Genomic DNA, 23,428 nt, shown 5'->3' with positions numbered 1-23,428 from the left:
CGCCGGCCCGCCTAGCGGGCGCGGGGGGCGAGCATCCCGTGCAGCAGGATGTCGGTGAGGTGCTCCTTGCGCCGCTCGATGGGCGTGGGCGCCTCGAGGAACGGCTGCGCCGAGGTCTCCGACGCCGACACGAGCGAGGAGAGCCCGAAGATGGTGATGAGCGCCAGGCGCGGGTTGAGCTCGGCGCGGAGCCGCTGGTCCTCGGGCCCGACGGTGAGGGCCGCCGAGTAGCGCGCCAGCGTGTTCCCGAGCGCCGGGTCGTCCACGATGAGCTGCAGCAGGAAGGGGCCGCCGTCGAGGTACTCGCGGATGAGGATCTGCGCCCCCTCGCCGTCGGCGCTCATCGCCTCGAGGTAGGCGCGGACCATGCCCACCGCCCCCTCCCGGCGCTCCGCCGCCTGGTCGAGCAGGCGGTTCGTCGCGAGGCAGATCTCGCGGAGCACCTCGAGGTAGAGCCCCTTCTTGGACGCCCAGTGCCGGTACAGCAGGGCGACGTTGCAGCCGGCGCGCCGCGCGATCCCCTGCACGCGCGCCCCGTGGTAGCCGCGGAGCGCGAACTCGCCGCGGGCGGCGTTCCAGAGCCGGTCGGCGATGCTGCCGGGGGGACGGGTCGGGGCGGCGCTCGAGGGGGAGGGCACGTTGCGTAAATATCAAGACCGCACGGGGTAGGGAAGGCGGTGTGGGGCGGGGTGGGCCCTTGCCGCCCCGCGTCAAGGCCCCGCCCGGGGAATCGGTCTCCGGCGGCCGTCGCCCCGGTCTGGTAGACAGGGGCCGTGGAGCGCGCCCGGGCCATCCTGCACCTCGACCTCGACGCCTTCTACGCGTCGGTGGAGCAGCTCGACGACCCGGCCCTGCGCGGCCGCCCGGTCATCGTCGCCGGCGCCTCGAACCGGGGGGTGGTCTGCGCGGCCAGCTACGAGGCCCGGCGCTTCGGCGTCCGCTCGGCCATGCCCACCGTCCGGGCGCGCCAGCTCTGCCCCGCGGGCGTCTTCCTGCCGCCGCGCTTCGACCGGTACGGCGCGCTCTCGGACCAGGTCTTCGGCGTCTACCGGCGCGTCACCCCGCTCGTCGAGCCGCTCTCGCTCGACGAGGCCTTCCTCGACGTCACCGCGAGCCGGGCCCTCTTCGGCGAGGCCGAGGAGATCGCGCGGCGGCTCCGGCGCGAGGTGAAGGCGGAGACCGGCCTCACGGTGTCGGCCGGGGTGGCCGACGTGAAGTTCGCCGCCAAGATCGCGAGCGACCTCGGCAAGCCCGACGGGCTCACGGTGGTGCCGCCCGGCGGGACCGCGGCCTTCCTGGCGCCGCTGCCGGTGGGGCGGCTCTGGGGCGTGGGCCAGGTGACCGAGGCGGCGCTCACGCGCCTGCGGATCGCCACCATCGGCGACCTGGCGCGCGCCGGGGCGGCGCGGATCGAGCCGGCGGTCGGCGCGTCGAGCGCCGCCTGGCTGGTGGCGCTGGCGCGCGGCGAGGATCCGCGGGAGGTGGTGCCCGACGAGGCGGCGAAGAGCGTGGGGGCGGAGGAGACCTTCGAGGAGGACCTCCTCGGCGACGAGGCGCTGCTGCCCTGGCTGCGCGGCCAGGCGGAGCGGGTGGCGCGGCGGCTCCGGGCGGCCGGGCTCGCGGGACGGGTGGTGACGCTCAAGGTGAAGCACGCCGACTTCTCGCTCGTGACCCGCCGGGTGACGCTCCCCGCGCCGCAGGACGACGGCCACGCCATCTACGAGGCGGCGGCGGCCCAGCTCGCCCGCGTGGACCTCTCGCGCCGGGTGCGGCTCACCGGCATCTCGGTGAGCGGGTTCGAGGCCGAGGACGGCGCGCGCCAGCAGCTCGGGCTCTTCGCGCCCGCCGCCCCGCCCGGCCAGGAGAAGCGCAGCCGGCTCAACGCGGCCCTCGATCGGCTGGCCGACAAGTACGGCGACGGCGCGGTGGTGCCCGCCTCGACGCGTCGCGGGCGCTGATCCGCCCGGCTGCCGGGCGCCTCGCGGCGCTCCCCTCGGGGCCGCGGCGTCCCTAGGTTGCTCTCATGGTCCCCACCGACCGAGCCGGCGAGGAGCTCGCCACCAACGGCCGGAGCCGGGAAGAGCTGGACGCCCGGGCGCTCGCCCTGCGCGCGCTCCGCGACGCCGGCGTGCCGTTCGTGGTGGCGGGGGCCTACGCGTTCTTCGAGTACACCGGCCAGTTCCGCGACACCAAGGACCTCGACGTCTTCCTCGACCGCGGGGCGCTCGAGCAGGCGTTCGAGGTGCTGGAGCGCGCCGGGTTCCGCACCGAGCTCACCGACCCGGGCTGGATCGGCAAGGCCTGGGCCGGCGACTACTTCGTGGACCTCATCTTCTCCTCCGGGAACGGCGTGGCCGAGGTGGACGACCTCTGGTTCACCCACGCGCGCGAGGGGGTGGTGATGGGCGTGCCGGTGCTCCTCGCGCCGCCCGAGGAGATCATCTGGTCGAAGGCCTTCGTCTGCGAGCGCGAGCGCTTCGACGGCGCCGACGTCGCCAACCTCCTGCGCGCCGTGGGGGACGAGCTCGACTGGCGCCGGCTCCTGGCCCGCTTCGACCGGCACTGGCAGGTGCTCTTCGCGCACGTCACGAGCTTCATGTACGCCTACCCGAGCGACCGCTCGAAGGTGCCGGGGTGGGTCGTGACCGAGCTGTGCCGGCGCACGCTCGACGAGCACCGCGCCGGCGACTGGGACCGGCCGGTCTGCCGCGGCAACCTCCTCAGCCGCGTGCAGTACCAGCACGCGCTCGAGCAGCTCGGGTACGAGGACGGCCGCCGCTTCGAGGAGCGGCTCAGGCGGGCAGAGGGCGAGGGACGGCATGGCGAGACCGCAGAGCTTCCGGCTGGCGGCGGCCGCTGACCTGCACTGCCGCGAGGACCAGCACGGCCGGTTCCGCGACTTCGTCCGGGCGGTGAACGGCGAGGCGGAGGGGCTCGTCCTCTGCGGCGACCTCACCGACCGCGGCCTGCCCGAGGAGGCGCAGACGCTCGCCGAGGCGCTCTCCGGCCTGCGGGTGCCCTGCGCCGCGGTGCTCGGCAACCACGACTTCGACGCCGGCAAGGTGAAGGAGCTCTGCGCCATCCTCCACGACGCGGGCGTTCAGCTCCTCGACGGCGACCACGCGATCCTCGACCGGCGGCTCGGGGTGGCGGGCGTGAAGGGGTTCGGCGGCGGCTTCGAGGGCTCGACGCTGCAGGCCTTCGGGGAGCCGGCGGTGAAGGCCTTCGTGCAGGAGGGGGTCTCGGAGTCGCTGAAGCTCGAGGCGGCGCTGGCGCAGCTCGACACGCCGCTGCGGGTGGTCATCCTCCACTACGCGCCGGTGGCGGCCACCTGCGAGGGCGAGGCCTCCGGCCTCTACCCGTTCCTCGGCACGAGCCGGCTCGTGGCGCCCGTGGACGCCTTCGGCGCGCAGGCGGTGTTCCACGGCCACGCCCACCACGGCCGGCTCGAGGCGCGGACCCCCAAGGGCGTGCCGGTCTACAACGTGGCCGTCCCGGTGCTGAAGAGCGCGCTCGACCGGAAGTTCCGGGTGGTGGACCTCTCGGCCGACGCCGCGCCCGCGTTCGCCGAGGAGGCGCCCTCGGTGCACTGATCGAAAGGAGCCCCGGCGGTGGTTGCGCCGCGGCCGGCCGGTGGGTACCCATCGCGCCATGAAGACCATCGGCCTCATCGGGGCAGGACACATCGGCAGCCAGCTCGCGCGGCTGGCGGTGGCGAACGGCTACGACGTGGTGCTGAGCAACTCGCGCGGTCCCCAGACGCTCGCCCCCCTGGTGAAGGAGCTCGGTCCGCGGGCCCGCGCCGCCACGCCCGAGGAGGCGGCCCAGGCCGGCGACCTCGTGGTGGTCACCGTTCCCCTCAAGGCCTACCGGGCGGTGCCGGTCGAGCCGCTGGCCGGCAAGGTGGTGATCGACACCGACAACTACTACCCCGAGCGCGACGGCCACCTCCGGGAGCTCGACGAGGAGACCACCACCACCTCCGAGCTGCTCCAGGCCCACCTCCCCCGGTCGAAGGTGGTGAAGGCCTTCAACCACATCTACGCGGCGGAGCTCACCACCCACGGCCAGCCGAAGGGCACCCCGAACCGCCGGGCGCTGGTGATCGCCGGCGACGACGACGCGGCCAAGGCCGTGGTGGGCCGGCTCATCGATCAGTTCGGGTTCGACGTGGTGGACGCCGGGCCCTTGCGGGAAGGGTGGCGCATCCAGCGGGACACCCCCGGCTACGGACCGCGCCGGAACGCGGAGGAGCTCCGGCGCGACCTGGCGGCCGCCAAGCGCTACGCCGAGACGTAGCCGCGGGGTCTTCCCCTCTCTCGCGGAGCGGGGGAGGGACAGGGAGGGGGTGAGACGCGAGGCACCGCTGGCCGCCCCTCCCCAACCCTCCCCGCCCGAGCGGGGAGGGAGTGCAGCGGGGGTACTCTGGGTGAGGTGCAGCTCAGTGGCGCATCGGCGGCGGCCCCGCCGCCTTGCGCACCCGCTCCAGGATCTCGTCCATCCCGACGCTCTTCGGGATGTAGCCCTGCGCGCCGAGCAGCTCCGCCTCCCACTCGAACCCGTAGGCCGAGAGGATGAGGATGGGCACCGCCGCGCTGCGGGCGTCGCCGCGCATCCGCTCCATCACGCCCCAGCCGTCGAGCACCGGCATCTTGAGGTCGAGGAGCACCATGCCCGGCGCCTCCTCCTTGACCCGCTTGAGCGCGACCTCGCCGTTCTCGGCCTGCTGCACCGGGTACCCGGCCACGCTCAGGACCTCGCCGAGCGCCTCACGGAAGTCGTCGTCGTCGTCCACCACGAGGATGTACTGGCCTGGGGTCATGGGCGCGGCTCCGAGCCGTCCTGCAGCTCACGGGTGATCTCCGCGGCGACGCGGCGGGCCTCGTCGAGCCGGTCGGGCGGCAGCGAGACCGCGCCGACCACCGGGTGCCCGCCGCCGCCGTACCGCTCGCAGATCTTCGAGATGTCGTGCGTCCTCGGCACCTGGGACCAGGGGTTCGAGCCCACCGAGACCTTCGTCCGCTTGGGATCGCGCGACACCACCACAGTGTAACGGGCTTCCGGGAAGAGATCGTAGGCGATGAACTTGTTGGCCGCCTCCAGCCCCGTTTCGGACAGGTCGGCGAACACCACCCCCCGCTCCATCCGGGCCTGACGGCGCACCGTGTCGATGGAGCGGACGTGACGCTCGAGGATCGGGGCGAGCGGGCCGGCCACCCAGGGCTCCGCGACGATCGCGGCGAGCGGCTGCCGCTGCATCGCCTCGATGATCCGGGGCTGCAGGGCCGGGTCCTTGCTCGCTTCGAGCAGCGTCATGACCCGGAGCGCCGGCTCCTCGAGGCGGACCGCCATCGCGGCCGAGGGGAAGCGCGCGGCGTCGATCACGTCGGCCCAGCGCACCAGCTCGTCGAGCTCCGGCGCCCGCCAGCCGAAGCGGCCGGAGAGGGTGCGGGCGATGAAGCCGGTGCAGGAGGGGGCCTTCGGGTCCCAGAACTTCTGCCCGCTCCGGTCGGCCTCGAACGCGGCGCGGTCGGCGGGGGTTGGGAAGCCGCTCGCGTGGTGGTCGAACCACCAGTCGAGGCGGGGCGAGGGCGAGAAGCGGAAGTCCACCACCGCGTTCACGTCGGCGCGGAAGGCGTCGACGGGGAAGACCTCGCCGTGGCCGTGCTGCACCGGCCGGTAGGTCACCCCCTCGAGCCTGTCGTTTTCGCGCTCCGTGAACCAGCGGCCGAACAGGGCCGCCGAGGCGCATCCGTCGAAGCAGTTGGCGTGGTGGAGGATCTCGAGGCGCATCGGCGGCGCAATCTAGTGATCGGGGGTGGGGCGGTCAACGAATGCGCGCGGACCCGGCCGGGACCCGTTTGGTCGACGCCCGCTCACCGCAAGGTTAGACTCCGCCCCGATGGACGCCATCCGGGTCGGCGCACTGCTCGACGACAAGAAGTTCGACCTCCGCCTCTCGCTCATCGCCGGGCGGCAGGGGCTGTCGCGCCGCATCAGCTCCTCGCGCATCCAGAAGCCGGGCCTCGTGCTCGCGGGCTTCATGGAGTACCTGCACCAGGAGCGGCTCCAGGTGTTCGGCAACACCGAGGTGAGCTACCTGCGGACCATGCCGCGCGAGCGCGCGGTGGAGGTGCTGCGGGCCTTCTTCGCGCAGGGGATCGCCTGCCTGGTGGTCACGAAGGGGCTCGAGCCCACGCCCGAGCTGGTGGCGGCCGCCGAGGAGGCGGGCGTCCCGCTGCTCCGGACCACCCACCTCTCCAGCACCTTCATCGAGAGCGTCCAGAACTGCCTCGAGGAGATCCTCACCGCCTCCACCTCCATGCACGGCGTGCTGCTCGACGTCTTCGGCGTCGGCATCCTGCTCCTCGGCAAGAGCGGCATCGGCAAGAGCGAGATCGCGCTCGACCTCATCATGCGCGGCCACCGGCTCGTGGCCGACGACATCGTGGACGTGAAGCGGCGCACGCCCGACTCGGTCTACGGCTCCGGCAGCGAGATCATCAAGCACCACATGGAGATCCGCGGCCTCGGCATCATCAACATCAAGGACCTCTTCGGCGTCGCCTCCATCCGCGAGCGGAAGAAGATCGAGATCGTGCTCGAGCTCGTGGAGTGGGACCCGTCGGTCGAGTACGACCGGCTCGGCCTCGAGGAGAAGAAGTTCCGCATCCTCGACGTCGAGGTCCCGCTGCTCATGGTCCCGGTCCGGCCGGGCCGCAACATGACCACCATCGTCGAGGTGGCCGCCCGCAACCACCTGCTCAAGCTCCAGGGCCACCACTCGGCGAAGGAGTTCCAGGAGCGGCTCAACCGCGCCATCGCCCTCGCCCCGGGCGGCAGCGCCGGCGGGATGGACGTCGAATGAGCGCCTCCCGCCTGCCCCACCACGCCGCCCACGTGGTGATCCTCACCGGCGTGGCCGGGTCGGGGAAGAGCACCGCCCTGCGGGCGCTCGAGGACGCCGGCTTCTACTGCATCGACAACCTGCCCATCGTCTTCCTCGAGAAGCTGCTCGAGCTCTCGGCGCACACGGCCGGCGAGGTCTCGCGCATCGCCCTCGTGGTGGACGCGCGCGAGGGGCGCTTCCTGCCCGACGCGCCGCGCGTCATCGAGGAGGTGCGCCGCACCGGCGCCCGGGTGGACGTCATCTACCTCGACGCCGGCGACGAGGCCCTCTTTCGCCGCTTCTCCGAGACCCGCCGCCGCCACCCGCTCGCCGGCGAGAGCCGCACGGTGCCGGAGGCGGTGGCGGCCGAGCGGACCACCCTCGCCTCGCTCAAGGCCCTGGCGGGCGAGGTGGTGGACACCTCGCAGCTCAACGTCCACCAGCTGAAGCAGCTCATCCACCACCGCTTCGTGGAGGGGGCCGCCTCGGGCATGGGCGCGACGGTGGTGTCGTTCGGCTTCCGCTACGGCCTCCCCACCCACGCCGACCTGGTGCTCGACGTCCGGTTCCTGCCCAACCCCTACTTCGTGCCCGAGCTGAAGCACCTGCCGGGCACCGACCGCCGGGTCTCCGACTTCGTCCTGTCGCAGCCGGACGCGCGCGCCTTCCTCGACAAGACGGCCGATCTCTGCGCCTTCCTGCTGCCCCGCTTCCGCGCCGAGGGGAAGAGCTACCTCACCCTCGCGGTGGGCTGCACCGGCGGGCGCCACCGCTCGGTGGCCATCTCCGAGGAGCTGGCGCGGCGGCTCGAGCAGGGCGGCAACGAGGTGCGCGTCTGGCACCGCGACGTGGAGAAGGATTAGGGCTGCCCGCCGCCGGCGAAGGGGCTATGTTCGCGCCATGGTCGGTCTGGTCGTCGCGACGCACGGGGGACTGGCGGACGAGCTCGTCCGCACCGCCGAGGGCATCGTCGGCAAGCTCGAGGCGTGCCGCACCGTGTCGATCGGCTCCGGCACCGACATGGCCGTGGCGCGCGAGCAGCTCTCGGGCGCGATCCAGGCGGTGAACGGCGGCGATGGCGTGCTGGTCCTCACCGACATGTTCGGCGGCTCGCCCGCGAACCTCGCCCTCACCTTCCTCGACGAGGGCATCGAGGTCCTCACCGGCGTGAACCTGCCGATGCTGCTCAAGCTCTCCACCTGCCGCACCGAGAAGCTGACGCTCCCGGCGACGGCGCAGCTGCTCACCGCGTACGGGCAGAAGAACATCACCCTCGCGAGCGAGCTCCTGCGCACGCGGAGCCGGGGCGAGCGCAAGGCGTGATCCCGCTCGTCCGCATCGACAACCGGCTGCTGCACGGGCAGATCCTCGAGACCTGGGCCCCGCGGCTCGGCGCGCGCGCGGTGGTGGTCGCCGACGACGAGGCCGCGGGGAGCCCCCTCGCCCAGGCCGCCATGACCCTCGCGCTCCCTCCCGACCTGCCGGCCACCATCTCGCCGGTGGCCGCGGTGGACTGGGCCGCGCTCGCGGCGCGCCCCGACCCGGTGCTGGTGCTCCTCCGCGAGGTGGCGGCGCTCGACCAGGCTCGCCGGGCCGGGCTCACGCCGGCGCTGGCGCCGCGCGTCAACCTGGGCAACGTCCACTACGCGCCGGGCCGGCGGCCGGTGACGCCGTCGGTCTTCCTCTCGGGGGCGGAGCTCGCGTCGGTGCTCGACGCCGCCCGCGCCGGCTTCGAGGTCGAGGCGCGGGCCGTCCCCTCCGACCCCCCGGCCGGGCCCGGCGAGCTGGAGGCGCGGTACAACGCCTCCGGGCGCGGTTAGACTCCAGGGGACGCGTGAGCTACCTCCTCCTCGCCATCCTCGCCGGGCTGGCCGCCATCGAGCGCAAGGGCTTCCTCCAGGCCATGCTGGCGCGCCCCATCGCGCTCGCCACCCTCACCGGGCTCGCCCTCGGCGACGTGCGCGGCGGCGTGCTGGTGGGGGCGCCGCTCGAGCTCTTCTGGCTCGGGGCGGTGAACCTGGGGGCGGCGCTGCCGGTGCACGAGGCGCTCGGGACCGCGGCGGTGGCCGGCGGCGCCGTGCTGGCCGGCCGCGCCCTCGGCGGCGTGACGCCCGACGTGGCGGTGCTCGCGCTGCTCGTGGGGGCGCCGCTCGCCGTCCTCGGCCGGCGGGCTGAACGATTCACCGAGGTCGCGAACGAGCGGCTGGCGGCGCGGGCCGAGGCGGCGCTCCTGCGCGGCGACGCCGCCGCCGCGGTGAACGTCAACCTGCTCGGCCTGGGCGCGCCCTTCCTCATCTCGGCGGTGCTCGCCCCGCTCGGCGCGGCGGCGGCCGAGGCGCTCGTGCCCTGGCTCCTGCTCGGGCCGCTCTCGCGGCTGCCGGTGGCGGCCGGGTGGTTCGCCTTCTGCGGCCTCGCCTGCGCCTCGGGCGCGAAGGCCATGCGCGCGCCCCGGGCCCGGGTCGTCTACTACGCCGCGCTCGCCGCCGGCGCCGCCGCCGTGCTCACGGTGATGTGGCGGGGGGCGCGGGCGTGAGCGCGCGCGTGCCCCGGCGCACCCTCCTGCGGGTGTTCTGGCGGAGCCTGTTCCTGCAGGCCGCCTGGAACCGGCGCGGCATGCAGAACCTCGGCTTCGCCTACGCCATCGCCCCGGCGCTCGCGGCCCTCTACCCCGAGCCGGAGCGGCGGCGCGAGGCGGTGGGGCGCCACCTCGGCTTCTTCAACTGCCACCCGTACACCGCCGCGGCCATCCTCGGCGGGGCGATCCACCACGAGGAGCGGGTGGCGGCCGGCGCCGAGCCGCCGGGCGGGCCCACGCTCTACAAGTCCACGCTGCAGGGGCCGCTGGCCGCCATCGGCGACGGCTTCTTCTGGACTGCGCTCCGGCCCTTCTTCGGCGCGCTGGCGGCGCTCGGGGCGCTCGCGGTGGGCTGGCCGGCGGTGGTGTTCGCGCTCGCGCTCTACAACGTGGTCCACCTCGCGCTGCGGTTCGGGCTGTTCCGCGCCGGCTACCGGAAGGGCGACGGCATCGTCGCCGAGGTGGCGCGCCTCTCCCTGCCCACGCTGGCCGAGCGGCTCCGGCTCGGCGGGGCCTTCCTCTGCGGCCTCACCGCGGCGCTGCTCCTCTGGCGCGGCGCCGTGCAGGCCGGGTTCCTCTCCGGGGCGGTCGCGCTGGCGGCGGCCGCCTTCGGCTACCTCGCACTCGTGGGCGGCGCGCGCCTGTTGCCGGCCGCCTACGCCATCGTCGTCGCCGGGATCGGCGCGGCCCTCGTGGCCGCCCGCTGGCACGGGAGCTCATAGTCGGATGCCCAGGCAAGAACGCACCTTCCTCATCATCAACGTGCTCGGCCTCCACGCCCGGGCCGCGGCCCAGCTCGTCCAGGCCGCCAACCGCTACAAGAGCGAGATCCACGTCGAGAAGGATGGACTCAGCGTCAACGGAAAGAGCATCATGGGGGTGCTCACCCTCGCCGCCGCCAAGGGGACGGAGATCACCGTCTCCTGCGAGGGGGACGACGCCGAGAGCGCCATGATGGCGCTCGCGACCGTCATCGAGGCCGGCTTCGGAGAGAAGTAGTGCCCGTCGGGACCACCTTCATCGGCCTCGCCGCCTCCCCCGGGATCGCCGTGGGGAAGGCCTGGCCGATCGATCGGCGCAAGCTCAAGACCCCCCGGGCCCGGCTCGAGCCCGAGCAGGTGCCGGCGGAGGTGGCCCGCTTCAAGGCGGCCATCGAGGCCGCCGACGCGCAGCTCGCCGAGGTGCGCGAGAAGGTGGCCAGGCTCGAGGGCTCGGAGCACCTCGCCATCATCGACATGCACCGGCTGATGCTGAAGGACGAGATGCTGGTGGCCGAGGCCCAGCGGCTCATCCAGTCGGATCGCGTGAACGCCGAGTGGGCGGTCCGCCGGGCCATCCGCAAGATCAAGGCCTCCTTCAGCGAGCTCGCCGACGAGTACTTCAAGGAGCGGCGCGCCGACATCGACTACGTCGGCGAGCGCATCGTGAAGAACCTCATGGGCGAGGGCACCGAGGTGGAGGAGCCCCCGCCCGACGGCGCCATCGTCATCTCGCACGACCTCTCCCCGGCCGACACCGCGCTGCTCCTGCACGAGCGCAAGGTGGGGGCCTTCGTCACCGACGCCGGCACGGCCACCAGCCACACCGCCATCGTGGCCCGGGCGCTGGAGGTGCCGGCGGTGGTCGGCACCGGCCGGCTCGCCTCGATCGTGGCGCGCGGCGACTGGGTGGTGGTGGACGGCTCCCGCGGCATGGTGCTGCTCCACCCGAGCGCCGCCGAGCGGGCCGACTACGAGGAGGCGCGGCAGCGCCTGGCGGAGCGGGAGAAGGAGCTGCTCGCCACCCGCGACCTGCCGGCGGAGACCCACGACGGGGTCCGGCTGCAGCTCGTCGGCAACATCGAGTTCGCCGAGGAGATCCCGAACCTGCTCGCCCACGGCGGCGAGGGGGTGGGGCTCTACCGCACCGAGTTCCTCTTCCTGGCGCGCCAGGACCTGCCCGACGAGGAGGAGCACTACCAGACCTACCGGCGCGTGCTCGAGGCGATGGCGCCGCGGCCGGTCACCATCCGCACCTTCGACCTCGGCGGCGACAAGCTGCCGGTGGGCACGCGCGTCGAGGCGGAGAACCCGGCCATGGGGCTGCGGGGCCTGCGCTACTGCCTGCGCCACCTCGACATCTTCAAGCCGCAGCTGCGCGGGCTCCTGCGCGCCAGCGTCCACGGCCACCTCAAGATCATGTTCCCGATGGTGAGCGGCGCCGCCGAGGTGCGCGCCGCCAAGCGGCTCGTCGCCGAGCTGCGCGACGAGCTGCGCCGCGAGGGGATCGAGACCCGGCTCCCGCCCATGGGGATCATGATCGAGGTCCCCGCCGCGGCGCAGGTGGCCGACCGGCTCGCCCGCGAGTGCGACTTCTTCTCCATCGGGACCAACGACCTCATCCAGTACACGATGGCCATCGACCGGCAGAACAAGGACGTGGCCTACCTGTACCGGCCGCTCCACCTGTCGGTGCTCCGCACGCTCCGCTTCGTCTGCGACGCGGCGCGCGCGGCCGGGATCCCGGTCTCGATGTGCGGCGAGATGGCCGGCGACCCGCTCTACGTCCTCGTGCTCCTGGGGCTCGGCATCCACGAGCTCTCGATGAACGGCCCGGCCATCCCGCTCGTGAAGCGGGTGGTGCGCGCCGCCAGCGCGGGCGACGGGCAGGCGCTCGTGGCCCAGATCCTCGAGCTCACCACCGCCGGCGAGATCGAGGACGTGGTGAAGCTCGAGATGGCGCGCCGCTTCCACGGGCTGCTCGAGGGCGACGCCGCCATCGGGCCGGCGGGCGGGTAGGGGCGCGGGGGGAGCATCCGGCCGGGCGACCGGCCGCCCGCCCGCGAGCCCAATCCCGCGCGCTTGCGCGGCTGCTGCGGCAAGCGGACATTTCCGTTATGACGGACGGGTCGCTACCTTGACAGACCTCTCCGGGGCCGTCTACCTTTGCCACCCTTTTCCCAGGGATCCCTCATGCCCCACACCGACTACCTCTTCACCTCCGAGTCCGTCACCGAGGGCCATCCGGACAAGATGGCCGACCAGATCTCCGACGCCGTCCTCGACGCGGTGCTGGCGGAGGATCCGACGGGGCGGGTGGCCTGCGAGACCCTGCTCAAGACCGGCTACGTCATGATCGCCGGCGAGATCACCACCAAGGCCCGGCTCGACTTCCCCAAGATCGCCCGGCGGGTGGTGAAGAAGATCGGCTACACCGACGCGGCCATGGGCTTCGACGCCGGCACCTGCGCGGTGCTGGTGGCGGTGGACGAGCAGAGCCCCGACATCGCCATGGGCGTGGACACCGGCAAGAAGGGCAAGAAGGAGCAGGGCGCCGGCGACCAGGGGATGATGTTCGGCTACGCCTGCGACGAGACGCCGGAGCTGATGCCGGCGCCGATCCACTACGCGCACGCGGTGACCCGCCAGCTCGCCAAGGTCCGCAAGGCCGGCCGCGACTTCCTCCGGCCCGACGGCAAGAGCCAGGTGACGGTGCAGTACGCCGGCGGCAAGGTGGCCCGCATCGACACGGTGGTGGTCTCCACGCAGCACTCGGCCGAGATCTCGCCGAAGGCGCTGCACGAGGCGGTCCTCGAGGAGGTCATCAAGAAGGCCCTCCCGAAGAAGCTCATGGACGCGAAGACCAAGGTCTTCATCAACCCGACCGGCCGGTTCGTGGTCGGCGGCCCCATGGGCGACACCGGCCTCACCGGCCGCAAGATCATCGTGGACACCTACGGCGGCATGGGCCGCCACGGCGGCGGCGCCTTCAGCGGCAAGGACCCCTCCAAGGTGGACCGCTCCGCGGCGTACATGGGGCGCTACATCGCCAAGAACGTGGTCGCCGCCGGGCTCGCCAGCCGCTGCGAGGTGCAGGTGGCCTACGCCATCGGCGTCGCCGAGCCGGTCTCGGTGATGGTGGAGACCTTCGGCACCGGGCTCGTGGACGAGAAGAAGATCGCCCGCGCCATCCGCGCCGTCTTCGGGCTCAAGCCGGCCGAGATCACCCGCGACCTCGACCTGCTGCGGCCCATCTACGAGAAGACCGCCGCGTACGGCCACTTCGGGCGCTCCGAGAAGGAGTTCACCTGGGAGCGGGCCGACAAGAAGGCCGAGCTGCGCGAGGCCGCCGGCCTCGGCGCGCTCCAGGTCGTCGGCGCGTAGCTCCTTCGGGCAGCTCTCGCGGGGGCCGGGCCATGCGTCCGGCCCCCGCCATTTTTTCGCGCCGCCCCTGTGCGCGGCGCTTATTCTCCCGGCCCCATGTCCCTCCTCACCGCGGCGTTCCTGGGGCTCGTCCAGGCCGCCACCGAGTTCCTCCCGGTCAGCTCGACCGCGCACCTCCTCGTCTTCGGCGAGCTCTTCGGCCAGAGCCTGGGGGACCCCGGCTTCCGCGCCTTCACCACCATCATCCAGATGGGCACCACCCTCGCGGTGATCGGCTACTTCCGCGCGGAGCTGTACGGGCTCACCGCGGCCGGCCTGCGCTCGCTCGCGCACGGCGCGCCCTTCGAGACCCCGGAGTCGCGCCTCGCGTGGCTCATCGTGCTCGGCACCATCCCGGCGGCGGTGCTCGGCAAGCTCTTCGAGAAGCGGATCGAGGCGCTCGGCAACGGCGTCATCGCCGGCTCGCTGGTGGTGCTCGGGCTGGTGCTCCTCGGCGCCGAGCTGAAGGCGCGCCACGTCCGGACGGTCGGCGACGTGGGCGTGCTCGACGCGCTCCTCATCGGCTGCGGCCAGGCGGTGGCGCTCGTCCCCGGCAGCTCCCGCTCCGGCTGCACCATCACCACCGGCATGCTCCTCGGCCTGAAGCGCGAGGACGCGGCGCGCTTCAGCTTCCTGCTCTCGGTCCCCATCATCCTGGGCGCCGGCCTCTACAAGCTGAAGAAGGAGCTGCCCGTCCTCTCCGCCCACCCGGAGTGGCGCAGCGCGACCCTGCTCGGCACGGTCGTCTCGGCGGTCTTCGGCTACCTCGTCATCGGCTGGCTGCTCCGGTACCTGCGCACCCGCTCCACCTTCCTCTTCGTGGCCTGGCGGATCGCGGCCGGGCTCCTCATCGCGCTGCTCATCTGGAAGGGCGTGCTCCCGTCCGGCGCGGAGGAGCGGCCGCCGGTGCCGGCCCCGTCGAGCGAGGCGCGATGAGCTTCGAGCGGCTCGCCGAGCTCCTGTCCCACCGGGAGCCGCGCCCGCTCTCGCTGGAGGGGATCTCCCCGGAGCTCATCCCCGGCGGCGCGCTCGCCGAGGCCGCGGTGCTGGTCCCGCTCTTCCTGAAGGACGGCGAGCCGCACGTCCTCCTCACCAAGCGCCCCGCCACCCTGTCGCGGCACGCCGGACAGGTGAGCTTCCCCGGGGGGCGCGTCGAGCCCGCCGACGAGGGCACGCTGCGGGCGGCGCTGCGCGAGGCCGAGGAGGAGGTGGGGCTCGATCCCGCGCGGGTCGAGGTGCTCGGGCGGCTCTCCGAGGTGCTGGTGCTGGTCTCGGCGTTCCGCTTGACGCCGTGGGTGGCAAGTGTGCCATACCCCTACCCGTACCGGCCCAGTCCGGGAGAGGTGGAGGCGATCCTGCACGTGCCACTGTCCGCGCTGTCGCGACCCGGGGCGTGGCGCGTCGAGGAGCGCGAGGCCTACGGGCTCCGGCACGAGGTGCACCACCTCGACTTCGGCGGCGAGACGATCTGGGGCGCCACCGCGCGCGTCCTGCGCGAGCTCGTCGCCGTCTGGAGCGAACCTTGAAGATCTTCCCCGTGGTGATGGCCGGCGGGTCGGGCACCCGCTTCTGGCCGCTCTCGCGCAAGGCCTGGCCCAAGCAGTTCCTGGCCCTCGCCGGCGAGCGGCCGCTCCTCGCCGAGACGGTGGCCCGCCTCTCGCCGCTGGCGCGGCCGGAGGACACGCTCGTGGTCCTCGGCCCGGCGCACGAGAAGGCGGCGCGCCGGATGCTGCCGCAGGTGCCGCGCCGGAACGTGCTCGTCGAGCCGTGCGCGCGCAACACCGCCCCCTGCGTCGGCCTCGCGGCGCTGCACGTGCGCCGCCGCGATCCGGAGGGCGTGCTCCTCATGCTCCCCGCCGACCACCACGTGGCCCGGCCGGCGAAGCTCCGGGCCGCCTTCGCCGCGGCGGCGCGGCTCGCCGCGCGGGGGCGCATCGCCACCATCGGCGTCCGCCCCTCCCGCCCCGAGACCGGCTACGGCTACCTCGAGGTCGGCGCGCCGCTCCCGCCCGCGAAGGGCCGGGCGCGCGCCGAGGGGTTCGCGGTGAGGCGCTTCGTCGAGAAGCCCGACCTCGCCACCGCGGAGCGCTACCTCGCCGGGGGCGGCTACCTCTGGAACAGCGGCGTCTTCGCCTTCCGGGCCGACGTCATCCTCGACGAGATCGCCCGGCGCATGCCGGAGCTCTCGGCGCTCCTCGCCGGCATCGACCGCGACCTCGGCACCCGCAAGGAGAAGGCGACCCTGGCGCGCCTCTTCCCGAGGTGCCCCGCCACCTCCATCGACTACGGCGTGATGGAGCGGAGCGACCGGATCGCGGTGGTGCCCGCCGACTTCGGCTGGAGCGACGTGGGCAGCTTCGCCGCCCTGCCGGAGGTGCGTCCGGCCGACCGGGCCGGCAACGTGACCGAGGGCGACGCGCTGGTGCTCGGCAGGGGGAACGTGGTGGTGGCGCGCGGCGGCCGGACGGTGGCGGTGGTCGGCGTGGACGACCTCGTGGTGGTGGACGCGGGCGACGCCGTGCTGGTCTGCCCGCGGGCCAGGGCCCAGGACGTCCGGCAGGCGGTGGACGAGCTGAAGCGCCGCGGCCGCGAGGACCTGATCTAACTTCAATCGGAACGAGGCACGGAACCCCATGTCCAACGCGGTCTCCCCCACCATCTTTCGCGAGTACGACATCCGCGGCATCGTCGACCGGGACCTGACCGAGGAGGCGGTCGAGCTGGTGGGCAAGGCGCTCGGCTCGCAGCTCGCCATCGGCCGGCCGGACGACGAGCCCCGCGCGGTGGCCGTGGGGCGGGACTGCCGCCTCTCCGGCCCGCGCTTCTTCGACCGGATGGTGGCCGGCCTGACCTCCACCGGCTGCGACGTGGTGGACCTGGGCGTGGTCCCGACGCCGCTCACCTACTTCGCGGCCGCCACCCTGCCGGTGCAGGGGCTCTGCATGATCACCGGCTCCCACAACCCGCCGGAGTACAACGGGCTCAAGGTCGGGATCGGCAAGAGCACGCTGCACGGCGGCGAGATCCAGGCGCTGCGGCAGCGGATCGAGGCGGGGCGCTTCGTCCGCGGGCGGGGCCGGGTGACGTCGCACGACATCGTCGCCCCCTACCGCGCCTACGTCCGCGAGAACCTCCAGCCCGGGCCGAAGAAGCTCAAGGTGGTGGTGGACGCCGGGAACGGGACCGGCGGCGTGGTGGCGGTGCCGCTCTTCGAGGCGCTCGGCTTCGAGGTGGTGCCGCTCTTCCTCGAGATGGACGGGCGCTTCCCCAACCACCACCCCGATCCGACCGTCGAGGCCAACCTGGCGCACCTCAAGGCCAAGGTCCTGGAGGTGAAGGCCGACCTCGGCATCGCCTACGACGGCGACGCCGACCGGGTGGGGGCGGTGGACGAGCAGGGCAACGTGCTCTGGGGCGACCAGCTCATGATCCTCTTCGCCCGGGCGCTGCTCGAGGAGGAGCCGGGGGCCGGCATCGTCGGGGAGGTGAAGTGCTCCATGAACCTCTACGACGACATCGCCCGCAGGGGCGGGCGGCCCATCATGTGGCGGGCCGGGCACAGCCTCATCAAGGCCAAGATGAAGGAGGAGGGGGCGCTCCTCGCCGGCGAGATGAGCGGCCACATCTTCTTCGGCCACCGCTGGTTCGGCTTCGACGACGGCATCTACTCCTCGGGGCGGCTGCTCGAGCTCGTGTCGCGGGCCGACCGGCCGCTCTCGCAGCTCCTCGCCGACGTGCCGAAGACCTTCTTCTCGCCCGAGATCCGGGTGGACTGCCCGGAGGAGAAGAAGTTCGAGGTGGTGAAGCGGGCGCAGGCCTGGTTCTCCGAGCGGTACGAGACGGTCACGGTGGACGGCGTGCGCGTCACCTTCCCCGACGGGTGGGGGCTGGTGCGCGCCTCCAACACGCAGCCCCTGCTGGTGCTGCGGTTCGAGGCGACCTCGCGGGCTCGGCTCGAGGAGATCCAGGCGCTCGTGGAGGCGAAGGTCGAGGAGCTCAAGCGCGAGGTCGGCGCGTAGGCCGACGGAAGGAGCGGGGATGGCGTCGCTGGCGCTGGGCGTGGACCTGGGCGGCACCAACGCCCGGGCGGCGGTGGTGGACCGCGACTCGGGCGAGATCCTCGCCGCCCACAAGGAGCCGCTGCGCACCCGCGAGCCCGAGGCGGTGGTGGACACGGTCGCGCACGCCATCCAGGAGGCGGCCGACGCGCAGGGGGTCTCGGCGGCGAGCTTCGGGCGGCTCGGCGTGGGCGTCGCCGGCCAGTGCCTCGGCTCCTCCGGGGTGGTGCTCAACGCCCCGAACCTCGGCTGGCGCGACGTGCGGTTCGGGGAGCTCCTCGAGCGCAAGCTGGGCACGCCGGTGCGGGTGGCGAACGACCTCTCGGCCGCCGCCTGGGGCGAGAAGGCCTTCGGCGCGGCCCGGGGGATCTCCGACGTGGCGCTGGTCTTCGTGGGCTCGGGGGTCGGATCCGGGCTCATCCTCGGCGGGAAGCTGCACGAGGGGGCCTACGGCGTGGCCGGCGAGCTCGGGCACATGAAGGTCCGGCCGTCGCGCCCCGGCACGGCGGTGCGGCGCTGCGGCTGCGGCATGGAGGGGTGCCTCGAGGCCTACACGAGCGGCATGAACATCTCCGCCCGGGTGCGCGAGGAGCTCGCGGGCGGCGCCGCCTCGCGGGTCGGCGCGCTCGTGGGCGGCGACGTCGGGCGCGTCACCGCCTCCGTGGTGGACCAGGCCTTCGCCGAGGGCGACGACTACGCGCGCGCCCTCTGGGAGGAGGTCGCGGAGCTCCTCGGCGGCGCCATCGCCAACGTGGTCACGCTGCTCAACCCGGCGCGGGTCATCCTCGGCGGCGGCGTGGTGCTCGGCTGCCCGCAGCTGGCGGCGCTGACGCTGGCGCAGTTCGAGCGCCAGGTGTCGGCCTCGGCGCGGCGCGGGCTCAGCGTCGAGCGCGCCTTCCTCGGCGACGACGCCGGCGTCATCGGCGCCGCGCTGCTCGAGTGAGGCGGCGCGCCGGCGATCGATCGCGCGAAGCGGAGTCCAGAAAATTCGACCTCCGAGGCTCTCGCTTAGTTGACGATCGAGATCGCGCCGCGCTAACGTGCCGTTGTCTTATCCATTCCACTGGATTTGACCTCAGGAGGGAACACATGGCCGTTGCCAAGAAGAAGGTCGCTGCGAAGAAGCCCGCCGCCAAGAAGCCGGCGAAGAAGGTTGCCGCCAAGAAGCCGGCCGCCAAGAAGGTCGCGAAGAAGGTCGCTACCAAGAAGGCCAGCTAGTCGCTTCGCAGTCCGCGCTCCGATGCGCGAACGGCCGCCTCCGGGCGGCCGTTGTTGTTTCTGGGGGTCCGGATGTCGCTCGACGCCGCCGAGATCGCCGCCGTGGTCCACGAGCTCGCCCCGCTGGCGGGCGCGCGCGTGGACGCGGCCCGGGTCCACGCCGAGCGGACGATCACGCTGGAGCTCTTCTCCCGCAGCGATGCGGCGACGATCCTGCTCTCCGCCGAGCCCGACCTCACCCGGCTCCACGCCGTCTCGCGCCGCCCGCCCGCGCCGGCCGCGCCGTACGGCTTCCAGGCGGTGCTGCGGCGCGAGCTGGAGGGCGCGCAGCTCGCCGCGATCGAGGCCGCCGGCGCCGACCGGGTGGTGACGCTCCGCTTCCTCCGCGCCGCCGGCCCCATCGCGCTCGTGGCGGAGCTGACCGGCCGCCACGGCAACCTCTTCCTGGTCCGGGACGACGGCACCCTCCTCGCGAGCGCGGGGCGGAACCTCTCGCAGCGCCGCGAGCTCGTCCCGGGGAAGCCGTACCTGCCGCCCGCGCCGCGCGACGGGGCGGAGGGCCAGGGAGGAAGCGCTCCGGCGCGACCGCCGCGCTTCACGCCCGTGGCCGGCGCGCCCTTCCCGCTCTCCGCGGCCATCGAGGCGGCCTACGCCGAGCGGGAGCGCGAGCGGCTCCTCGCCGAGGCGCGCCGGCGGCTCCGCGAGCCCTTGCGGGCGGCCCTGGCCCGCTCGCGCCGGGCCCTCGAGAAGCTCGCCGAGGAGGCGGCGCGGGTGCCGGCGGCCGAGGTGGACCGGCGGGCCGCCGACCTCATCAAGCAGAACTTCCAGGCCGTGCGGCGCGGCGCCCGCGAGGCGCGGGTCACCGAGTACACCGAGGAGGGGCCGCGCGAGGTGACCCTCGCGCTCGACCCGGCGCTCGGGCCGCGCGAGAACATGGAGCGCTACTACCGGCGCTACCGGCGCATCGTGGAGAGCGCCGCGCGGGTGGCGGCGCGCGAGGCGGAGGTGCGCGGGCGGGTGGCGGCGCTGGCGGCCCTCCTCGCCGAGGTGGACGGCGCCCGCGAGGGCGACCTCGCCCGGCTGGAGCGCGAGGCCCGCAAGCTCTCCGCCGGTCCGCGCCCGCAGCAGGCGCCCCGCCGGCGCAAGGACGACGAGCCCGCGCCGCCGTACCGGCTCTTCCGCTCGCTCGCGGGGCTCGAGCTCCTCGTCGGGCGCGGCGCCGCCGACAACGACCGGCTCACGCTGCGCTTCGCCAAGGGCAACGACCTCTGGCTCCACGCCCGCGGGCAGAAGGGGGCGCACGTGGTGGTGCGCCTCCCGAAGAAGGGCGCGGGCCCGGACCAGGAGACGCTCCTCGACGCCGCGCACCTCGCCGCCTGGTTCAGCGACGCGCGCGGCGAGCCGTCGGTCGAGGTCACCTACACTCGGGCGAAGTACGTGCGGAAGGCCAAGGGCTCCGCGCCCGGGGCGGTCACCTACAGCCAGGACAGGACGCTCCACCTCCGCGTGGAGCCGCCGCGGATCGAGCGGCTGCTCGCGGAGGAGCAGCAGGCGTAGCCGCGCTCGCTCGCCCGCGCGCCCCCCGCCCCCTTGAAGGCCGGGCGCCCCATCCGTAGGATCGGGCCCGCCTTGAGCAGCAAGCCCCTCGACCGCCAGCTGAGCCTGCTCGACCCGCGCGCCTGGGGGCGCGAGGAGCGGGTCGCCCGCGCGCGCCTCCTCGCCGACGTCATCGCCGCCGAGCTGCGCGAGCCGGTGCGGCTCACCGTGCACGACAACCGCTCCACCATGGTCTCCTTCCGGCGCGAGCCGGGGGCGGTCCGGTACCGGATCCACCACATGTTCCTCGACGCCCCCGAGGAGGTGCAGCGCGCGCTGGCCGCCTTCGCCGACGCGGGGCGCGGCGCCGCCGCCCGCCGGCGCCAGGCCGGGGTGGCCATCGACGACTACGTGAAGGTCCACCGGGCCCGCATCGGCGCGCCGCGGCTGGAGCGGCTGCAGCCGCGCGGCCGCTGCCACGACCTGCAGGAGATCTTCGACCGGCTCAACGCGGCGCACTTCGAGGGGCGCATCGAGGCCACCATCGGCTGGGGCGCCTTCCGCCGCGGCCGCCGCCACCGGAGCATCAAGACCGGCGTCTACGTGGCCGACGCGAAGCTCATCCGGATCCACCCGGCCCTCGATCGCCCGGAGGTGCCGGAGTACTACGTCGCCGCGGTGGTCTTCCACGAGATGCTCCACCAGGCGGTCCCGGCGGTGGAGCGGAACGGCCGGCGCGTGGTCCACGGCCAGGAGTTCCGGCGGCGCGAGCGGGCCTGGCCCGACCACGAGCGGGCCCGCCGCTGGGAGCAGGAGAACATCCGGCTCCTGCTCCGCGGGTGACCGTCCGCGGCCGACCGCGTTCCCCCGAGCGCCCGCCGCCCCGGTGGTTCATAATTGGCGGGCCGCATGCGCGCGCCCGCCCAGCCGACGGCCCTCCTCGTCGCCCTCGCCCTCGCGGGCTGCCTCAACCCGCGCGGCACGGCCGAGCGGCCCGCGGTGAAGAAGGTCGAGCTCGAGGGGGTCCACCAGGTCTCGTCCTCCGAGCTGGAGGGGCGCATCGCCACCGAGGCGTCGGGCCGCTGGTTCTGGCAGGACGAGCACGATCTCGACCCCGACGCGATCGCCGCCGACCGGAAGCGGATCGAGCGCTTCTACCGGGCGCAGGGGTTCTACGACGCGCACGTCGAGGGGGTGGAGACCCCCCGGGCCGGCGACGGCCAGGTGAAGGTCGTCTTCCGGATCCGCGAGGGCGAGCCGGTGAAGGTGGCCGAGGTCGCCACGCCCGGGCTCGAGGCCGCGCCGGAGGCGGCGGCGAAGCTCGGCAAGCTGCCGCTCCGCCCGGGCGACGTCTTCACCGAGGCCCGCTTCGACGCCGCGCGGGCGGCCATCCAGAAGGCGCTCCACGACACCGGCTGGGCCAGGGGCGAGGTGTCGCAGCGGGCCGAGGTGGATCCGCTCGCCCGCACCGCCCGGGTCACCTACACGGTGAAGGCCGGCCCCCGCTACCGGTTCGGCAACGTCCTCGTCGCCGGCACCGCGGTGGTGCCGCGGGCCCGCGTCCGCGAGGAGGCCGAGATCTCGGTGAAGCCGGGCGCCACCTGGAACGAGTCGCAGCTCGGCAAGGCGCAGGGGCGCATCTTCGACCTGGGCGTCTTCGGCGGCGTGCGCGTCGGGCCCGGCAAGGAGGACCCGGTCAAGCAGACCATCCCGGTGGTGGTCTCGGTGCGCGAGGCCCCGTTCCGGACCATCCGCGCCGGGCCCGGCTTCGGCATCCAGGGCTCGACCCGCCTCGACGCGCACGGCGTGGCGAGCTGGGCCAACCGCAACTGGCTCGGCGGGCTGCGCAAGCTGCAGCTCGAGGGGCGGGTGGGCTACGCCTGGCTCCCCTCCGCCGGGAAGCAGGGGCCCGTCGGGCTCGCCAGCGCCGACTTCACCCAGCCCGCCGCCTTCACCCGGCTCACCGACTTCAACCTGCACGTCGAGGTGGAGCGCGGCCTCGAGCCGGCCTACGACTTCTTCGCCGAGCGGTTCCGGGTGGCCGTGCCGATCAAGGTCGCGCGCGAGCTCACCCTCGTGCCCTCCTACAACCTCGAGGACTACCAGGTGCAGTCGCCGCCGGGCGCGCTCCCGGGACCGGGCTCGACCGCGCCCCAGCTCTTCCAGAACTGCCCGAACAGCACCTCCTGCAACGTGCTGCTCTCGTACTTCGAGCAGCGGATCGCCTGGGACCTGCGCGACGACGCCGTCAACACCACCCGGGGCCTGTACCTCGCGCTCTCGCTCCAGGAGGGGTTCAAGCTCTTCGGGACCGGCTTCGACTACCTGCGCTTCGCGCCCGAGGCGCGCGGCTTCGTCCCCTTCGGCCGGGGGGTGGTGCTGGCGAGCCGCGTGCGGCTGGGCGTCCTCAAGCCGATCGGGAACACCAGCGGCTTCGACGAGACCCAGCTCACGCCCATCGTGGCCCGCTTCACCTCCGGCGGGCCGAACGGGATGCGCGGCTACTACACGCGCAACCTCTCGCCGGTCATCTACGTGAACGTCGATCCCAACTGCAAGGGCGCCACCTGCGCCAAGCAGTACCTGCCCTGGGGCGGCGACGGCCTGCTCGACGGCTCGCTCGAGCTGCGCTTCCCCATCTCCGGCAACCTGGGGGGCGCGACCTTCCTCGACTTCGGCAACGTCACCCTGTTCTCGGTGGACGCCCTCGACCTCTCCGGCCTGCAGTACGCCGGCGGGTTCGGGCTGCGCTACAAGACGCCCTTCGGCCCGGTACGGCTCGACGTCGCCGGGCGCCTGCCCTCCTGGCGGGACGGCTCCCTGCGGCAGCCAGGCGTCCAGGTCGTGGAGCAGACGCCCGGGAGCGCCGCCGCCGCCCCGCGGGTGGTCGCCGCCGGCGGGGTCCACGTGAACCCGATCGTCTCGGTCCACCTCTCCGTTGGCGAGGCGTTCTAGGCGCGCCCATGATGGA

25 protein-coding genes are annotated in these 23,428 nt (G+C 73.8%); 22 read left to right on the top strand and 3 right to left on the bottom strand.

The genetic code is table 11. The features are described from left to right. Positions 1 to 11: 11 nt before the first annotated feature. Positions 12 to 638: a TetR/AcrR family transcriptional regulator gene (locus AMPC_RS13920; RefSeq protein WP_248341883.1), complete on the bottom strand. Its 627-nt coding sequence runs from the start codon at positions 636 to 638 to the stop codon at positions 12 to 14. A 135-nt stretch (positions 639 to 773) separates the two neighbouring features. On the opposite strand from AMPC_RS13920, the gene AMPC_RS13915 reads away from it, so the two are divergent. From AMPC_RS13915 to AMPC_RS13900, 4 genes are all read left to right on the top strand, one after another. After that, positions 774 to 1,958, top strand: a complete 1,185-nt coding sequence (locus AMPC_RS13915; RefSeq protein WP_248341882.1) for a DNA polymerase IV — start codon at positions 774 to 776, stop codon at positions 1,956 to 1,958. Between the two features lie 65 nt (positions 1,959 to 2,023). After that, entirely contained in the window at positions 2,024 to 2,860 is an 837-nt protein-coding gene (locus AMPC_RS13910) for a nucleotidyltransferase family protein (protein WP_248341881.1), read from the top strand. Further along, the gene (locus AMPC_RS13905; protein ID WP_248341880.1) at positions 2,820 to 3,593 is read left to right on the top strand and encodes a metallophosphoesterase family protein; all 774 of its coding nucleotides are present in this window, start codon (positions 2,820 to 2,822) and stop codon (positions 3,591 to 3,593) included. The genes AMPC_RS13910 and AMPC_RS13905 overlap by 41 nt, the downstream gene beginning before the upstream one ends. A 40-nt stretch (positions 3,594 to 3,633) precedes the next feature. Continuing rightward, on the top strand, positions 3,634 to 4,299 hold the full coding sequence (locus AMPC_RS13900; RefSeq protein ID WP_248341879.1) for an NADPH-dependent F420 reductase: 666 nt from the start codon (positions 3,634 to 3,636) through the stop codon (positions 4,297 to 4,299). A 142-nt stretch (positions 4,300 to 4,441) separates the two neighbouring features. On the opposite strand, the gene AMPC_RS13895 is transcribed toward AMPC_RS13900, so the two are convergent. Together AMPC_RS13895 and AMPC_RS13890 are read right to left on the bottom strand one after the other, a co-directional pair. Continuing rightward, positions 4,442 to 4,822 carry a response regulator gene (locus AMPC_RS13895; RefSeq protein ID WP_248341878.1) on the bottom strand — a complete coding sequence of 127 codons (381 nt, stop codon included), beginning with the start codon at positions 4,820 to 4,822 and terminating at the stop codon, positions 4,442 to 4,444. Then, the gene (locus AMPC_RS13890; protein ID WP_248341877.1) at positions 4,819 to 5,793 is read right to left on the bottom strand and encodes a DHH family phosphoesterase; all 975 of its coding nucleotides are present in this window, start codon (positions 5,791 to 5,793) and stop codon (positions 4,819 to 4,821) included. Before AMPC_RS13890 ends, AMPC_RS13895 begins: the two co-directional genes overlap by 4 nt. A gap of 109 nt (positions 5,794 to 5,902) precedes the next feature. Here AMPC_RS13890 and hprK point away from each other — a divergent pair, with 109 nt between their 5' ends. From hprK to AMPC_RS13805, 18 genes are all read left to right on the top strand, one after another. Next, positions 5,903 to 6,868 carry an HPr(Ser) kinase/phosphatase gene (gene hprK / locus AMPC_RS13885; RefSeq protein WP_248341876.1) on the top strand — a complete coding sequence of 322 codons (966 nt, stop codon included), beginning with the start codon at positions 5,903 to 5,905 and terminating at the stop codon, positions 6,866 to 6,868. Next, entirely contained in the window at positions 6,865 to 7,752 is an 888-nt protein-coding gene (gene rapZ, locus AMPC_RS13880) for an RNase adapter RapZ (protein ID WP_248341875.1), read from the top strand. Before hprK ends, rapZ begins: the two co-directional genes overlap by 4 nt. A gap of 37 nt (positions 7,753 to 7,789) precedes the next feature. Beyond that, on the top strand, positions 7,790 to 8,212 hold the full coding sequence (locus AMPC_RS13875; RefSeq protein WP_248341874.1) for a PTS sugar transporter subunit IIA: 423 nt from the start codon (positions 7,790 to 7,792) through the stop codon (positions 8,210 to 8,212). Continuing rightward, positions 8,209 to 8,709 (top strand): PTS sugar transporter subunit IIB, encoded by a 501-nt coding sequence (locus AMPC_RS13870; protein ID WP_248341873.1) that lies wholly within the window; start codon positions 8,209 to 8,211, stop codon positions 8,707 to 8,709. Before AMPC_RS13875 ends, AMPC_RS13870 begins: the two co-directional genes overlap by 4 nt. Positions 8,710 to 8,723: 14 nt before the next feature. Then, a complete protein-coding gene (locus AMPC_RS13865) occupies positions 8,724 to 9,422 on the top strand; it encodes a PTS sugar transporter subunit IIC (protein ID WP_248341872.1) in 699 nt (232 codons plus the stop codon). An 8-nt stretch (positions 9,423 to 9,430) separates the two neighbouring features. After that, positions 9,431 to 10,186, top strand: coding sequence for a PTS system mannose/fructose/sorbose family transporter subunit IID (locus AMPC_RS13860; RefSeq protein ID WP_248341871.1), 756 nt, complete (start codon positions 9,431 to 9,433; stop codon positions 10,184 to 10,186). Positions 10,187 to 10,190: 4 nt separating this feature from the next. Continuing rightward, entirely contained in the window at positions 10,191 to 10,463 is a 273-nt protein-coding gene (locus tag AMPC_RS13855) for an HPr family phosphocarrier protein (RefSeq protein WP_248341870.1), read from the top strand. Continuing rightward, positions 10,463 to 12,241: a phosphoenolpyruvate--protein phosphotransferase gene (ptsP, locus tag AMPC_RS13850; protein ID WP_248341869.1), complete on the top strand. Its 1,779-nt coding sequence runs from the start codon at positions 10,463 to 10,465 to the stop codon at positions 12,239 to 12,241. Before AMPC_RS13855 ends, ptsP begins: the two co-directional genes overlap by 1 nt. Before the next feature lie 174 nt (positions 12,242 to 12,415). Next, positions 12,416 to 13,606 (top strand): methionine adenosyltransferase, encoded by a 1,191-nt coding sequence (metK, locus tag AMPC_RS13845; protein WP_248341868.1) that lies wholly within the window; start codon positions 12,416 to 12,418, stop codon positions 13,604 to 13,606. A gap of 96 nt (positions 13,607 to 13,702) precedes the next feature. Continuing rightward, positions 13,703 to 14,581 (top strand): undecaprenyl-diphosphate phosphatase, encoded by an 879-nt coding sequence (locus AMPC_RS13840; RefSeq protein ID WP_248341867.1) that lies wholly within the window; start codon positions 13,703 to 13,705, stop codon positions 14,579 to 14,581. Continuing rightward, positions 14,578 to 15,171 carry an NUDIX hydrolase gene (locus AMPC_RS13835; protein WP_248341866.1) on the top strand — a complete coding sequence of 198 codons (594 nt, stop codon included), beginning with the start codon at positions 14,578 to 14,580 and terminating at the stop codon, positions 15,169 to 15,171. Before AMPC_RS13840 ends, AMPC_RS13835 begins: the two co-directional genes overlap by 4 nt. Continuing rightward, a complete protein-coding gene (locus AMPC_RS13830; protein WP_248341865.1) occupies positions 15,168 to 16,250 on the top strand; it encodes a mannose-1-phosphate guanylyltransferase in 1,083 nt (360 codons plus the stop codon). The genes AMPC_RS13835 and AMPC_RS13830 overlap by 4 nt, the downstream gene beginning before the upstream one ends. 28 nt (positions 16,251 to 16,278) lie before the next feature. Further along, on the top strand, positions 16,279 to 17,664 hold the full coding sequence (locus tag AMPC_RS13825; protein WP_248341864.1) for a phosphomannomutase/phosphoglucomutase: 1,386 nt from the start codon (positions 16,279 to 16,281) through the stop codon (positions 17,662 to 17,664). 19 nt (positions 17,665 to 17,683) lie between these two features. Next, complete coding sequence (locus AMPC_RS13820; RefSeq protein ID WP_248341863.1) at positions 17,684 to 18,646, top strand: ROK family protein; 963 nt, start codon at positions 17,684 to 17,686, stop codon at positions 18,644 to 18,646. 146 nt (positions 18,647 to 18,792) lie between these two features. Beyond that, a complete protein-coding gene (locus AMPC_RS20440; RefSeq protein ID WP_256466064.1) occupies positions 18,793 to 18,921 on the top strand; it encodes a hypothetical protein in 129 nt (42 codons plus the stop codon). 72 nt (positions 18,922 to 18,993) lie between these two features. Then, positions 18,994 to 20,478 carry an NFACT RNA binding domain-containing protein gene (locus AMPC_RS13815; protein WP_248341862.1) on the top strand — a complete coding sequence of 495 codons (1,485 nt, stop codon included), beginning with the start codon at positions 18,994 to 18,996 and terminating at the stop codon, positions 20,476 to 20,478. A 72-nt stretch (positions 20,479 to 20,550) separates the two neighbouring features. Next, complete coding sequence (locus AMPC_RS13810; RefSeq protein WP_248341861.1) at positions 20,551 to 21,300, top strand: SprT-like domain-containing protein; 750 nt, start codon at positions 20,551 to 20,553, stop codon at positions 21,298 to 21,300. Between the two features lie 66 nt (positions 21,301 to 21,366). Beyond that, positions 21,367 to 23,412, top strand: a complete 2,046-nt coding sequence (locus tag AMPC_RS13805) for a BamA/OMP85 family outer membrane protein (protein ID WP_248341860.1) — start codon at positions 21,367 to 21,369, stop codon at positions 23,410 to 23,412. Positions 23,413 to 23,428: the final 16 nt, after the last annotated feature.

This window comes from Anaeromyxobacter paludicola (genome assembly GCF_023169965.1).
GTDB classification, from domain to species: Bacteria; Myxococcota; Myxococcia; order Myxococcales; family Anaeromyxobacteraceae; genus Anaeromyxobacter_B; species Anaeromyxobacter_B paludicola.
The sequence above is the reverse complement of the archived record's forward strand: the minus strand, read 5'-3'. Positions and strand labels throughout refer to the sequence as shown.

Coding starts and splice junctions, on each gene's coding strand:
- AMPC_RS13805 (WP_248341860.1), top strand. CDS start 21,367: ATGCGCGCGCCCGCCCAGCCGACGGCCCTCCTCGTCGCCCTCGCCCTC.
- AMPC_RS13840 (WP_248341867.1), top strand. CDS start 13,703: ATGTCCCTCCTCACCGCGGCGTTCCTGGGGCTCGTCCAGGCCGCCACC.
- AMPC_RS13835 (WP_248341866.1), top strand. CDS start 14,578: ATGAGCTTCGAGCGGCTCGCCGAGCTCCTGTCCCACCGGGAGCCGCGC.
- hprK (WP_248341876.1), top strand. CDS start 5,903: ATGGACGCCATCCGGGTCGGCGCACTGCTCGACGACAAGAAGTTCGAC.
- AMPC_RS13820 (WP_248341863.1), top strand. CDS start 17,684: ATGGCGTCGCTGGCGCTGGGCGTGGACCTGGGCGGCACCAACGCCCGG.
- AMPC_RS13825 (WP_248341864.1), top strand. CDS start 16,279: ATGTCCAACGCGGTCTCCCCCACCATCTTTCGCGAGTACGACATCCGC.
- AMPC_RS13815 (WP_248341862.1), top strand. CDS start 18,994: ATGTCGCTCGACGCCGCCGAGATCGCCGCCGTGGTCCACGAGCTCGCC.
- metK (WP_248341868.1), top strand. CDS start 12,416: ATGCCCCACACCGACTACCTCTTCACCTCCGAGTCCGTCACCGAGGGC.
- AMPC_RS13890 (WP_248341877.1), bottom strand. CDS start 5,793: ATGCGCCTCGAGATCCTCCACCACGCCAACTGCTTCGACGGATGCGCC.
- AMPC_RS13895 (WP_248341878.1), bottom strand. CDS start 4,822: ATGACCCCAGGCCAGTACATCCTCGTGGTGGACGACGACGACGACTTC.
- AMPC_RS20440 (WP_256466064.1), top strand. CDS start 18,793: ATGGCCGTTGCCAAGAAGAAGGTCGCTGCGAAGAAGCCCGCCGCCAAG.
- AMPC_RS13875 (WP_248341874.1), top strand. CDS start 7,790: ATGGTCGGTCTGGTCGTCGCGACGCACGGGGGACTGGCGGACGAGCTC.
- AMPC_RS13910 (WP_248341881.1), top strand. CDS start 2,024: ATGGTCCCCACCGACCGAGCCGGCGAGGAGCTCGCCACCAACGGCCGG.
- AMPC_RS13855 (WP_248341870.1), top strand. CDS start 10,191: ATGCCCAGGCAAGAACGCACCTTCCTCATCATCAACGTGCTCGGCCTC.
- rapZ (WP_248341875.1), top strand. CDS start 6,865: ATGAGCGCCTCCCGCCTGCCCCACCACGCCGCCCACGTGGTGATCCTC.
- AMPC_RS13905 (WP_248341880.1), top strand. CDS start 2,820: ATGGCGAGACCGCAGAGCTTCCGGCTGGCGGCGGCCGCTGACCTGCAC.